Raw genomic sequence first — 12884 nt, 5'->3', positions numbered from 1 at the left:
CCACCCGCGCGCGTGTCTCAGCCCCGCGCCCCCAGGAGATGGTCCATCGCCAGCTGGTCCAGGCGCTCGAAGGCCATGCCGCGCGCCGCGGCCGCCTCGACGTCGAACGCCTCGAAGGCGGAGCGGTCGGCGAGCAGGGCCTGGAGGCCGTCCGCGGCGGTGGGCTGCGCCAGCTCGTCCAGGCGGGCCGCGCGCAGGGCCTCCTGGACCTCCGGGTCGGCGCGGAACGCCGCGGCGCGCTCCTTGAGGATCAGGTAGTTGCGCATGCACCCGGCCGCCGAGGCCCACACGCCGTCGAGGTCCTCGGTCCGCGGCGGCTTGAAGTCGAAGTGCCGCGGACCGGCGTAGCCGGCCGACTCCAGCAGGTCGACCAGCCAGAACGCGGCGCGCAGGTCACCGGCGCCGAAGCGCAGGTCCTGGTCGTACTTGATGCCGGACTGGCCGTTGAGGTCGATGTGGAACAGCTTGCCCGCCCACAGGGCCTGTGCGATGCCGTGCGGGAAGTTCAGCCCGGCCATCTGCTCGTGCCCCACCTCGGGGTTCACGCCGTACAGCTCCGGACGCTCCAGGCGCTCGATGAACGCCAGGGCGTGGCCGACGGTCGGCAGCAGGATGTCGCCGCGCGGCTCGTTCGGCTTGGGCTCGATGGCGAAGCGCAGGTCGTAGCCCTGGGAGGTGACGTACTCGCCGAGCAGGTCGAAGGCCTCCTTCATCCGGTCCAGGGCCGCGCGGACGTCCTTGGCGGCGCCCGACTCGGCACCCTCCCGGCCGCCCCAGGCCACGTACACCTGGGCGCCGAGCTCGACGGCGAGGTCGATGTTGCGGATGGTCTTGCGCAGCGCGTAGCGGCGCACGTCGCGGTCGTTGGCGGTGAACGCGCCGTCCTTGAAGACCGGGTGCGTGAAGAGGTTGGTCGTGGCCATCGGGACCTTCATGCCCGTGGCGTCCAGCGCCTGCCGGAAGCGCTTGATGTGGGCCTCGCGCTCGGTGTCGCTCGAGCCGAACGGGATCAGGTCGTCGTCGTGGAAGGTGACGCCGTGGGCGCCGAGCTCGGCCAGGCGCTGCACCGTCTCGACCGGGTCGAGGGCACGCCGCGTGGCGTCGCCGAAGGGATCCCGTCCCTGCCAGCCGACGGTCCACAGGCCGAACGTGAACCTGTCCTCGGGGGTGGGCTGGAAGCTCATGCCGCGGCTCCTTGCTCGCTGAGGCTATTTCGTCATGCCGATTTACAAATTAGTATGCGAGCACCTCTCTGGGAAGAGACAAGGTGCCTCCGAACGGAGACACGTGCCGCGCGCAGTAGGGAGAAGCCCGATGTCAGCAGCCGAGGGTCCGCTCGTCGTCGGCGTGGATTCGTCCACCCAGTCCACGAAGGCGCTGGTCGTCGACGTGGCCACCGGCCGGGTCGTCGCGAGCGGCCAGGCGCCGCACAGCGTCTCCTCCGGGGCCGGCCGCGAGAGTGATCCGCGCCAGTGGTGGGACGCGCTGTGCGAGGCCCTGCGCCAGTGCGGTGACGCGGCGCACGAGGCCGCCGCGGTGTCGGTCGGCGGCCAGCAGCACGGCCTGGTCACCCTGGACGACCGGGGCGAGCCGGTCCGCCCGGCGCTGCTCTGGAACGACGTGCGCTCGGCGCCGCAGGCACGCCGGCTGACCGAGGACCTGGGCGGGGCGAAGTTCTGGGCCGAGCGCACGGGCAGCGTCCCCGCCGCATCCTTCACCGTCACCAAGTGGGCCTGGCTGGCCGAGCACGAGCCGGAGGCGGTCCGCGCCACGAAGGCCGTGCGCCTCCCCCACGACTACCTCACCGAGCGGCTCACCGGTCAGGGCACGACCGACCGCGGCGACGCCTCCGGGACGGGCTGGTGGGCTTCGGGCACGGAGGCGTACGACGAGGAGATCCTGGCGCACGTGGGGCTCGACCCGGCCCTGCTGCCCCGCGTGGTCCGGCCCGGCGAGGTGGCGGGCACGGTGCGCGACAGCCATGACCTGCCCTTCTCCAAGGGCACCCTGGTCGCGCCGGGCACCGGCGACAACGCCGCGGCGGCGCTGGGCCTGGGCCTGCGCCCCGGCATGCCGGTGATGAGCCTCGGCACCTCGGGCACGGTGTACGCGGTGTCGCAGCGGCGGCCCGCCGATCCGAGCGGCACGGTGGCGGGCTTCGCCGACGCCCGCGGCGACTGGCTGCCGCTGGCGTGCACCCTGAACTGCACGCTCGCCGTCGACCGGGTGGCGACGCTGCTGGGCCTGGACCGCGAGGCCGTGGAGCCCGGCACGGCCGTCACGCTGCTGCCCTACCTGGACGGCGAGCGCACCCCGAACCTGCCGAACGCCTCGGGCCTGCTGCACGGCCTGCGGCACGACACCACCGCCGGGCAGCTGCTCCAGGCCGCCTACGACGGCGCCGTCCACTCCCTGCTGGGCGCGCTCGACCTGGTCCTGGACGCGGACGCCGACCCCTCGGCACCCCTGCTGCTGATCGGCGGCGGCGCCCGCGGCACGGCCTGGCAGCAGACCGTCCGGAGGCTGTCGGGACGTCCGGTGCGGGTGCCCGAGGCGAAGGAGCTGGTGGCGCTCGGCGCCGCCGCGCAGGCCGCCGGGCTGCTGACCGGGGAGGACCCGGCGGCGGTCGCGCGCCGCTGGGACACGGCGGCCGGGCCGGTGCTCGACGCCGTCGAGCGGGACGAGGAGGCGCTGGCCAGGATCGCCGGGGTACGCTCCGACGCGGCTGCGCTGCTGGAGCGGGGGACGGCCGGGAGCTGACGCGAGTGCACCGTGAACGGCCCGGAGCCGACACGCCGATCCCGTGCTCGGACGGACGCCGATCCCGTGCTCGGACGGCCCCGAGGAGGCGCGGAGTCGGCTCGGACGGCCCCGTGGAGGCCCGCGGAGCCGACTCGGACGACCTCGTGGAGGCCCGCGGAGCCGACTCGGACGACCCCGGGGAGGCGCGTCGACGGGCCTCCTCCGAACCACCCCGGACCCAGCCCGGAGGCTGACGCAGGCATGACCGCACCGCCGCACGAGACCCACCCCGCCGGACCGGGGCGTGGGCCGCACGCGGGCGGCCCGCGCCGGGCGACGCCCGACACCCAGCAGGGCATGCGCCGCCGCAACCTCGCCCGCGTGCTGCACACCGTCCGCGCCGAGGGACCGCTGTCCCGGGCCGCCGTCGCCTCCCGCATCGGCCTGACCCGGGCGGCGGTGTCGACGCTGGTCGACGAACTCGTCCGGGCGGGGCTGATCGAGGAGCTGGGGCCCGAACGGCCCGGCCGGGTGGGTCGCCCCGGTTCCGCGCTGGCCGTCAGTGCGCGCGGCCCGGCCGGCATCGGCGCGGAGGTGGGCGTCGACCACCTGGCGGTCTGCGCCGTCGATCTGCGGGGCACCACGCGGGCGCGGGCGGTACGGCAGGGCGTGAACCGCGGCCGCTCCCCCGAGCCCGTGCTCGCGGAACTCACCGAACTGATCCGCGCGGTCGTCGCCGAGGCGGAGGGCGAGGGCCTGTGGCCGGCCGGGCTCGCCGTGGCGGTGCCGGGTCTGGTGGCGCGTGACTCCCGGACCGTCGTCCGGGCCCCGAACCTCGACTGGCACGACACGGACCTCGGTGCCCTGCTGCCGACGGAGTTCCCGCTGACGGTGGACAACGAGGCCAACTTCGGCGCGCTCGCCGAACTCTGGCTCGGCGACGGCACGCCGGGCGACTTCCTGCACGTGTCGGCGGAGATCGGCATCGGTGCGGCGGTCGTGGTGGACGGCGGGCTGCTGCGCGGAACACGCGGTTTCGCGGGCGAGTTGGGGCACGTGCCGGTCCAGCCCGACGGGCCGCGGTGCGCGTGCGGCGGGCGCGGGTGCCTGGAGCAGTACGCCGGTGAGGAGGCGGTGCTGCGCGCGGCCGGACTGGAGCCGGACGAGGACCGCGTGGGCCTGCTCGCGGGGCGCGCGGCGGACGGCGACGAGGACGTGCGCCGGGCCCTGCGCGACGCGGGCACCGCGCTCGGTGTCGCCCTGACCGGGGCGGTCAACCTGCTCGACCCGGAGAGCGTGGTGCTGGGCGGGGAGCTGTCCGGCCTGGCGCCGTGGCTGCTGCCCGCGCTGCGCGAGGAGTTGGCGCGGCGGACCGCGGGCCCGGTCTGCCCGGTGTCCGTGTCCCGGCTGGGCCCGGAGGGCCCGCTGCTGGGGGCGGCGCACTCGGTGGTGCGAGCGGTCCTGGACGACCCGACGGCCGTCGCCGAGCGAGCCTGAGGTCGCCGAGCGAGCCTGAGGTCGCCGAGCAAGGCTGAGGTCGCCGAGCGGACCTGAGAGGGGCCTTCACCGACCCGCCGCTCGCGCCACCCCTCACACCGGGACCGCCTGAATCACCCGGCCGAGTGAGCGAGTTGTCCACATTCCGCGGCCCGTCCACCGCGACGCGGCACGTCCCGACGGCCTGCCTGCGGGCGCCGTAACTTGATCCACGCGAGCCGCGACCACAACGGCCGCCGCGCTCCGCAGTTGAGCACGTGACACCTGCCCGTGGACACCGGAAGGCCCCCACTCATGCAACGGACACGATCTTTCCCCAGCAGGCGAGGCATCCTCATGGGCGCCGCCGCCCTCACGGCCGTCCCGTACGCCCTGCTCCCGGACGCCCGGGCCGCCGCCAGGCCACAGGCCGTCGACCATCCGGGGGCCGCCTGGCACCCGGCGAGCCGCGCCAACTACACGCCGTCGAACCGCCCCCGTGCCCATCCAGTGCGGTACGTGGTCATCCACGTCGCGCAGACGACCTACTCCGGCACCCTGTCCGTCTTCCGGAACCGCAGGACGAAGGTGTCGGCCCACTACGTGGTGCGCTCGTCCGACGGAAAGGTGGCGCAGTGCGTGCGCGAGTCGGACATCGCGTGGCACGCGGGGAACTGGGAGTACAACACCCGCAGCATCGGCATCGAGCATGAGGGCTGGGTGGACCGGCCCAAGTACTTCACCGACGCCATGTACGAGCGGTCGGCCCGGCTCACGGCGGCGATCTGCGCCAGGTACGACATCCCCCGCGACCGGGCGCACATCATCGGCCACCACGAGGTGCCGGGCAGCGACCACACCGACCCGGGCCGTCACTGGGACTGGAGGCGTTACCTCAGACTGGTCAACTCCTACTGAAACGCGGGCCGATGCCCACCGCAGGCACCTCACGTCCCGGTTACGAATCACTCAACCTCTGGTTGCGGAACGGTAAGCAGGCGACGATGGGACCATGACTCTGGCCCAGCGCGCCCTGGAGCGCCTGCAGGCCTGGCCCGATCTGACGGCGGGCCCGGCGAGTTGCGGTACCGGACGGGCGCTCCGTTCCGTCCGCGACGAGATCGTCCACTTCCACTCTCCGCGGGACGTGGACCTCCATCTCACCCGCCGGGCCATCCAGCGCTTCCACTACGACCTCTCCGGTTCGAGCGCGATCCGCCTGGTTCCCGGATCGTGCTGGGTGACGGTCCACCTCGACTGCGAGGCGGACGTCGACCTGCTGCTCACTCTGGTGAGCAGCGCCCTCAAGGCCCACCAGGCCCGGCCCCCCGCCGACGAGCCACGCACCGTCGGGTGCAACTTCCACCGCGTCACGGTGCTGCCGCGCGACACGGCGGCGGGCGGCTGAGCCTTGGCGGACGAACCGGAGGCCGTCAACGCGGCGGCCTGGGCCGCCTACGGCGCACACCATCTGCGACGCGGCACGGCGCTGCCGGAAGGGGCCGGGATCGACTGGGGGTTCGAGGGTGCCGGGCCGGGGGCCGAGGTGCTCGGGGAGTTGTCGGGCCGGCGGGTGCTGGATCTCGGGTGCGGTACGGCCCGGCACGCCGCGCATCTGGCCCGGGCCCACGGCGCGCTGGTGGACGCGGTCGACGCCTCGGCCGGCCAGTACGAACGGGCCCGTGCCCGTTACGGCTCGCTGCCCGGGCTGCGGCTGGTCCTGGCCGACGCGGTGGAGCACCTGCGCTCCGCGGAGCCCTACGACGTCGTCTACTCCGTCAACGCCGTCCCGTACCTCGACCCGCACCGGCTGCTGCCCGCCCTCGCCGGGGCGCTCCGGCCGGGCGGCAGGCTCTGCTTCACCGTCCTGCACACCAACTCACGTGGTGACGGGCCGTCGGACCGGGTCGCCGCCCGGCCCGAGATCCTGCGGCTGGCGGGTGGTGGTGAGGTCACCGTCCGCATGTGGGTCCTCACGCCGGAGCTCTGGACGGAGCTGCTCTCCGAGCATGGGCTGCGCGTGGAACGCGTCGATGTCCTCGATTCGCCGCAGGACGGCAACCACGCGTCCTACCGGCTCTTCCAGGCGACCCAGCCCGTCCGCGTCTCCTCCCGGCCGCGCGTCGGGAAGCCGCCACCGGCGCACGCGGCGCTCGGGGTGGGCGCCATTCTGTACGGGCCGCGCGGGCTGCTGCTCGGCCGGCACCGGCGCGGGACGTGGGAGCTGCCCGGCGGGACGGTGGAGCCCGGTGAGTCGCTGCGGGAGACGGTCGTGCGCGAGCTCGGCGAGGAGACGGGAATCGTGGCACGGCCGCAGGACGTCCGGCTGCTGGGGACCCTCCTGGACGACGCGGGCGGTGTCGTCCGGGTGACCGTGGCGGCCCGGGTCACCGCCTGGCGGGGCGAGCCGTCGGACCAGCCCGGGGAGAGCGTGGGCCGCTGGCGCTGGTTCGCCCTGGACCGGCTGCCGGACCAGCTGTTCGTGTGCAGCGCCCAGGCCCTCACCGCCTGGCGGCCCGGCCTGCCGATCGACCACACGCCCGCGCACTACACGCCGTACGCCACCGGAACGGACGACGGCTGAAGCACCCGGAGGGGTGCGTTTTTTCAGCCGTTCCCGCGTAGTCGGCGCCGAGGCCCCCTGCCGGCCCCCGGGGTCTGGTGCACTGCCCCTGACATCGGGACGGTTGACGAGACATCAGGGGGCATGGTGACAGGTCGTCACACACGGCGGGGAGCGGGCAGAGCGGTACTGGCCTTCCTCGCGGCGTTCGGAGCACTGGCCGGTGCGGGCCTGGCGGGGGCGGCACCGGCCGGCGCCGTCCAGAAGGGCGTCCGGGTCGCGCCGGGCGTCACGTACCAGGAATTCGACATCAAGGCGGCCAAGGGGGTGACGCACGCGCACGTGCTGAGCGTCGACCTGGCTCATCCGAACGTGCGGGTCGAGCTGCTGTATCCCGGGGCGGTGGCCTCGCGCGCGCAGGTCTCGCGGATGGCCGACGCGCAGGGGGCGGTCGCCGGGGTCAACGGCGACTTCTTCAACATCAGCGAGACGCAGCACCCGGGCGTGGAGGCGACCGGCGCGAGTGTGGGCCCGGCGATCGCGGCCGGGCGGTCGCTCAAGGCGGCCGTGCCGAACGGCCAGCGTTTCGGGCCGGCGCTGCCGCCCGGCACGTCCACCGAGGACGTGTTCGGTGTCGGCACCGACGGGCGGGCCCGGCTGGACCGGCTGGCCCTGGAGGGCTCGGTGCGCACGTCCGAGACGCAACTGCCGCTCGGCGGGCTCAACCAGTACGCGCTGCCGGTGGGTTCCGTCGGCGCGTTCACCTCCGACTGGGGCGGCGCCTCCCGGGTGCGCGCCACGTGCGGCACGGACACGGACCGCGCGGCGCCGTGCAGCACGGACACCTACGAGGTGACGGTCCGCGACGGCAAGGTGGTGTCGGCCGCCGACACCCCGGGCAGCGGTCCGATCGCCGCGGGGACGACCGTGCTGGTCGGACGGGAGGCGGGCGCCCAGCAGCTGCGGAAGTTCTCCACCGGTGAGTCGGTCGAGGTCGAGCACGCTCTCGTGGCGGCCACCGGCGGCACCCCGTACCGCCTCGCCCTCGGCGGCTACCCGGTCCTCACGGGCGGCCGGGCGCTGCCGGGGCTCGACGACACGACCTCGGCGGTCCGCACGGCCGTGGGGATCGCCGACGGCGGGCGGCGCGTGCTGCTGCTCGCGCTGGACGGCGCCGCCGCCTACCGCACCGGCCTGACGATCGCCGAAGTGGCGGGGACCATGCGGAAGCTGGGCTCGGACGACGCCTTCAGCCTGGACGGCGGCGGGTCGTCGACGCTGGTCGCCCGGAAGCCGGGCGCGAGCACCGTCTCCGTGCGCAACCACCCGAGCGGCGGCGCCGAACGGGCCGTCCCGAACGGCATCGGCGTGTTCTCGGGGGCCTGAGCCTCAGGGCCGCAGACCGCTCACGATCTCCGCCGTCGCCGTGAGGCCGCTGTGGATGGTCGGGGCGATGCTGGTGCTGGCCAGGTAGAAGCCGAGCAGCAGGCAGACCAGCGCGTGGGAGACCTTCAGCCCGCCGTTGCGCAGGAAGATCACCGCCAGGATCACGAGCAGCAGCACCACAGAGATGGAAATGGCCATCGTCGACTCCTCCGCCACGCCGCCTTGTCCGGTTCACGGCGTTCGGCCGCAAGTGTGGCGTAGCGGAGGGTTCGTCCGTGCGGCTGACCTGTCCGCCGAACGTGTGGTGTCCTCCCGGGGGCCTACACCGTCCGGCGGGCGTCGAGGAACGCCTCCAGGCCGGCGAGGTCGTCGGTGTTGAGGTGGTCGACGTCCGCGGCGAGCAGTTCGGACCACAGGGCGTCCCGGGCGGGTCCGGCCAGGTCCGGGGTCGCCCAGAACCTCACCTTCTGGCCTCGCCGGTGGGCGGCCGCGACGATGCCCCGCAGCTTCTGCCGCTCGGCGTCGGGGAAGGCGCCCACGCCCCGCCAGGTGAAGTTGAGCGTCCAGTTGTCGCTGATCAGCGGGATGAAGGAGGCCGGTGCCTGGCCGCCGAGGTCGGCGAGGCGGCCGTCGTAGAAGGCGCGCCGGACGGACTGGGCCTCCATGGGGGCGCGGGCCGCCCGGTCGCCGGAGATCATGGCGGTGACCGGCCCGCGGTGGACGCGGCCGTGGGCGTAGGTGGTGAACAGGTGCCGGTAGCGGCGCAGATGGCGGTCGAGTTCGCGGTACGTCGACGAGCCCTCGGTCTTGATGTCGATGAGCAGTTGCAGCGAGCCCCGGTACCCCCGGTACACGGAACCCCGGTTGGCTCGGACGCGGGCGGCGAGCGGGTCGAGGTAGAGGGACTCGAGGGTGCGGGCGGGGTCGAGGTCCTCCGGGTCGTGGGCGACGAGCAGCTGGTCGCCGACGAGGTAGATGTCGGCTTCGACGCTGCCGAAGCGGTGGTCGAGGGCGTCGAACAGCGGGCGCGGGTGCTCGTAGTCGTTGTGGGCGTGGGCGCGCCACAACGGGCGGGGCCCGTGCCGTCGTTCACCGGCCGACGCGTCGGCGGCCGGCAGGGCGGCCGCGCCCGCGAAGGCGGCGCCGAGGGTGGTGAGGGCTCTGCGACGGGTGGTGAGGGCCATGCTCTGCCTCCCTGGAAGTGCCGTACGGGAACCCTGCGAGTATGGGCTCCCGACCGGCACAAGAAGCAGGCCCGCGCGCGGAGTTGGCCGGACTGCCGCCGTGCGTTCACTTCACCCGGCCGGGGTGCACGGAAAAGCCCGCCCCAGGTGGGACGGGCTTTTCCGGGTCTTCCGCGGGCTGTCGCCGGGTGTCGGCCCGGTGTACGTCAGGGGGCTTGGAGGTCGACCAGTGCGGCCAGTGCCTCCCGGTGGGCGCCGGCGGTGCCGTAGGCGAGGGAGTCGGCCTTGGCGCGCTTGAGGTACAGGTGCGCCGAGTGCTCCCAGGTCATGCCGAGGCCGCCGTGCAGTTGCAGGGCCTCCTCGGCGGCGTGGACGGCCACCCGCGCCGCGTAGGCCTGGGCGACGGTGACGGCCACGTCGACGTCCTCGCCGGTGGCCAGGGCGTCGGCGGCGTTGCGGGCGGCCGCGCGGAGGTTGACGGACTCCAGCCACAGCTGGGCCAGCCGGTGCTTGAGCGCCTGGAAGCCGCCGACGGGCCGGTTGAACTGCTTGCGCTCCTTCAGATAGCGGACGGTCTCCGTCAACGACCGGTCGGCCAGGCCGAACTGCTCGGAGGCGAGCAGCCCGGCGCCGGCGCGCAGAGCCCTGCGGACGGCGGGCTCGGCGTCGCCGAGGAGACGGCCCGGGACCCCGTCCAGGGTGACGGTCGCGAGCGGCCGGGTCAGGTCCAGGGACGTCTGGGGCGTGACGGTCGCGGTGGTGGCATCGACCGCGTACAGGCCGCCGTCGTCGGCGGGCACGAGCAGCACGTCCGCGACGGCCGCGTCCGCGATGCCGGTGAGTTCGCCGCTCAGTACGCCGTCGTCGTGCCGGACGAGCTTGTGGGCGGCGCCCGGTGCCACGTTGAGGGCGACCGCGAGCACGCCGATCGACGTCCCGGACGCCAGCTCGCGGAGCAGGTCGTCGGTGCCGCAGGCGAGCAGTGCCTCGGTGGCGACGACCGCGCTCGTCAGGTACGGCACGGGCGCCACCGCACGGCCCAGTTCCTCAAGCACCACGGCGGCTTCCCGGTGGGTGGCGCCCTGGCCGCCCAGTTCCTCGGGCACCAGCAGGCCCGCGAGGCCCATGCCGTCGGTGAGGGTCTTCCACAGCGCCAGGTGGTGCGGGGCGCCGGACTCGGTGCGGGCGATGACGCCGGGCGCGTCGCACTGGTCGGCGAGCAGGTCGCGGACGGCGGCGCGCAGCGCCTCTTCCTCTTCCGAGTACAACAGGTCGCGCTCGTTCTTCACCGGGCCAGGTCCTTCCATGCGACGTCCTTGTCGGTGCGCGGCTCGGCGGGCAGGCCGAGGACCCGCTCGGCGACGATGTTGAGCAGGACCTCACTCGTCCCGCCCTCGATGCTGTTGCCCTTGGAACGCAGGTAGCGGTAGCCGGCCTCGCGGCCGGTGAAGTCGACCAGCTCCGGGCGCCGCATGGTCCAGTCGTCGTACAACAGGCCCTCCTCGCCGAGGAGTTCCACCTCCAGACCGCTGATCTCCTGGTTGAGGCGGGCGAAGGCGAGTTTCATGCCGGCGCCTTCGGGGCCCGGCTGGCCCGCGACGAGCTGCTGGCGCAGCCGCTCGGCGGTGAGGCGGGAGACCTCGGACTCCACCCACAGCTTCAGCAGCCGCTGGTGCAGGTCGTGGGTGCGCAGCTCGGGGCGCTCGCGCCAGGTCTTCGAGACGGGGCCGATCATGCCGCCCTCACGGGGCAGCCGCATGCCGCCGATGGCCACGCGCTCGTTGTTGAGCGTGGTCTGGGCGACCTTCCAGCCCTCGCCGACCGCGCCGAGGCGGTGTGTGTCCGGGATGCGGACGTCGGTGAGGAACACCTCGTTGAACTCGGCCTCGCCGGTGATCTGCCGCAGCGGGCGCACCTCGACGCCCGGGTCGGTCATGTCGCACACGAAGTACGTGATGCCGCGGTGCTTGGGCACGTCCGGGTCGGTGCGGGCGATGAGGATCGCCCAGCGGGCGACATGGGCGCTGGACGTCCAGACCTTCTGCCCGTTGACCACCCAGTCTCCCCCACTCTCGGCTTCGCTCGAGCGGGAGGTGCCCCCACCCTCGCGGACGGCCCGGGTGCCGAGCGCGGCGAGGTCGGATCCGGCGCCGGGCTCGCTGAACAGCTGGCACCAGACCTCCTCCCCCGTCCACAGCGGCCTGAGGAACCGCCGCTTCTGCTCCTCGGTGCCGAAGCCCAGAATGGTCGGGGCGGCCATGCCGAGGCCGATGCCGATGCGGCGCGGGTCGTTGCCGGGGGCGCCGGCCGCCTCCAGCTCGGCGTCCACGACGGCCTGCAGGGAGCGGGGCGCACCGAGTCCGCCGAGCCCCTCGGGGTAGTGCACCCAGGCGAGTCCGGCGTCGAAGCGGGCCCGGAGGAAGTCCAGGCGGTCGGTCGAGGCCGGCGGGTGCGCGGCCAGCAACTCCCGGGTGCGGCGGCGCAGTTCCTCGGCGTCGGTCATGCTGCTCCCTCCAGGACGACGGCGACCCGGCCGGTGGTACGGCCGTCCGCGACCTTCTGCACGGCGTCGGCGGCACCGCCGAGCGGCACGCGCTCGCTGACCAGCGGCTTGATGGCGCCCCGGGCGGCCAGCTCGGTGAGCCGCTCGTGGCAGTGCCGGACCAGCTTCGGGTCCTTGGTGTTGTACAGGCCCCAGTGCAGGCCCAGGATCGAGTAGTTCTTCACCAGGGCGTGGTTCAGGCCCGGGCTGGGGATCGAGCCGCTGGCGAAGCCGACGACGACGATCCGGCCTTCGAAGGCGACGACCTTGGCGGACTGGGCGTAGGCCTCGCCGCCGACGGGGTCGTAGATCACGTCGGCGCCCCGGCCGCCGGTGGCCTCCTTCACGGCGGCGACGACGTCCTCGGCGCGCCGGTCGATGACCACGTCACAGCCCAGTTCCTTGGCGACAGCCGCCTTCCCGGAGCCGCCGACGACACCGATGACGGTGGCGCCGGCGGCCTTCCCGAGCTGCACGGCCGCGCTGCCGACCCCTCCTGCGGCAGCGTGGACGAGCAGGGTCTCCCCGGCCTGCAGGGCGGCCCGCCGGTGCAGTCCGAACCAGCCGGTCTGGTAGCCGATGTGCAGGGCGGCGGCCTCCGCGTCGTCCAGGGCGTCCGGCGCGGGCAGCAGGGCGGCGGAGTCCGCGACGGCGTACTCGGCGAAGCCGCCGTGCGGCAGCGCCGGGTTGGCGATGACGCGGCGGCCGTCCTCGGTCTCGCCGCAGATCTCCACGCCCGGGGTGAACGGCAGCGGCGGCCTGACCTGGTACTGCCCCCGGCACAGCAGGGCGTCGGGGAAGTTGATGTTCGCGGCGCGCACCTTCAGCAGGACCTGGCCGTCGCCGGGCGTGGGCGGCTCGGTCTCCTCGAGCCGCATCACCTCGCTCGGCTCGCCGTTCTCGTGCACGTGCCATGCCTGCATGCGGTGCCTCCACGGGGGACTGCTTCGTCTGACCGGGGTCGGTTCGCATACTAAGCGGTCGCTTGCCG

At 74.1% G+C, this 12884-nt stretch carries 12 protein-coding genes; 6 read left to right on the top strand and 6 right to left on the bottom strand.

The window, feature by feature from the left end:
- Positions 1-17 precede the first annotated feature (17 nt).
- Positions 18-1184 (bottom strand): xylose isomerase, encoded by a 1167-nt coding sequence (xylA, locus tag ABZ948_RS00295; protein WP_359755869.1) that lies wholly within the window; start codon positions 1182-1184, stop codon positions 18-20.
- A gap of 130 nt (positions 1185-1314) precedes the next feature.
- On the opposite strand from xylA, the gene xylB reads away from it, so the two are divergent.
- From xylB to ABZ948_RS00265, 6 genes are all read left to right on the top strand, one after another.
- Positions 1315-2760, top strand: coding sequence for a xylulokinase (xylB, locus tag ABZ948_RS00290; RefSeq protein ID WP_359755868.1), 1446 nt, complete (start codon positions 1315-1317; stop codon positions 2758-2760).
- A gap of 243 nt (positions 2761-3003) precedes the next feature.
- Positions 3004-4239 (top strand): ROK family protein, encoded by a 1236-nt coding sequence (locus ABZ948_RS00285; protein WP_359755866.1) that lies wholly within the window; start codon positions 3004-3006, stop codon positions 4237-4239.
- Between the two features lie 294 nt (positions 4240-4533).
- Positions 4534-5136 (top strand): N-acetylmuramoyl-L-alanine amidase, encoded by a 603-nt coding sequence (locus ABZ948_RS00280; RefSeq protein ID WP_359755865.1) that lies wholly within the window; start codon positions 4534-4536, stop codon positions 5134-5136.
- A 94-nt stretch (positions 5137-5230) separates the two neighbouring features.
- Positions 5231-5626: a luciferase domain-containing protein gene (locus ABZ948_RS00275; RefSeq protein WP_359755863.1), complete on the top strand. Its 396-nt coding sequence runs from the start codon at positions 5231-5233 to the stop codon at positions 5624-5626.
- 3 nt (positions 5627-5629) lie between these two features.
- Positions 5630-6802 (top strand): bifunctional class I SAM-dependent methyltransferase/NUDIX hydrolase, encoded by a 1173-nt coding sequence (locus tag ABZ948_RS00270; protein WP_359755861.1) that lies wholly within the window; start codon positions 5630-5632, stop codon positions 6800-6802.
- Positions 6803-6925: 123 nt separating this feature from the next.
- Entirely contained in the window at positions 6926-8167 is a 1242-nt protein-coding gene (locus ABZ948_RS00265; RefSeq protein WP_359755859.1) for a phosphodiester glycosidase family protein, read from the top strand.
- 3 nt (positions 8168-8170) lie between these two features.
- Here the strand turns inward: ABZ948_RS00265 and ABZ948_RS00260 are convergent, their stop codons facing one another.
- From ABZ948_RS00260 to ABZ948_RS00240, 5 genes are all read right to left on the bottom strand, one after another.
- Positions 8171-8365, bottom strand: coding sequence for a hypothetical protein (locus ABZ948_RS00260; RefSeq protein WP_359755857.1), 195 nt, complete (start codon positions 8363-8365; stop codon positions 8171-8173).
- A gap of 122 nt (positions 8366-8487) precedes the next feature.
- The gene (locus ABZ948_RS00255) at positions 8488-9351 is read right to left on the bottom strand and encodes a phosphatidylinositol-specific phospholipase C/glycerophosphodiester phosphodiesterase family protein (RefSeq protein ID WP_359755856.1); all 864 of its coding nucleotides are present in this window, start codon (positions 9349-9351) and stop codon (positions 8488-8490) included.
- A 206-nt stretch (positions 9352-9557) separates the two neighbouring features.
- A complete protein-coding gene (locus ABZ948_RS00250; protein ID WP_359755854.1) occupies positions 9558-10658 on the bottom strand; it encodes an acyl-CoA dehydrogenase family protein in 1101 nt (366 codons plus the stop codon).
- Positions 10637-11854, bottom strand: coding sequence for an acyl-CoA dehydrogenase family protein (locus tag ABZ948_RS00245; RefSeq protein ID WP_359755852.1), 1218 nt, complete (start codon positions 11852-11854; stop codon positions 10637-10639). Before ABZ948_RS00245 ends, ABZ948_RS00250 begins: the two co-directional genes overlap by 22 nt.
- On the bottom strand, positions 11851-12816 hold the full coding sequence (locus tag ABZ948_RS00240) for an NADPH:quinone oxidoreductase family protein (RefSeq protein ID WP_359755850.1): 966 nt from the start codon (positions 12814-12816) through the stop codon (positions 11851-11853). The genes ABZ948_RS00245 and ABZ948_RS00240 overlap by 4 nt, the downstream gene beginning before the upstream one ends.
- Positions 12817-12884 lie beyond the last annotated feature (68 nt).

The organism is Streptomyces olindensis, from assembly GCF_040645895.1.
Classification (GTDB): Bacteria; Actinomycetota; Actinomycetes; order Streptomycetales; family Streptomycetaceae; genus Streptomyces; species Streptomyces olindensis.
This window is presented reverse-complemented; position numbering and strand designations above follow the sequence as displayed.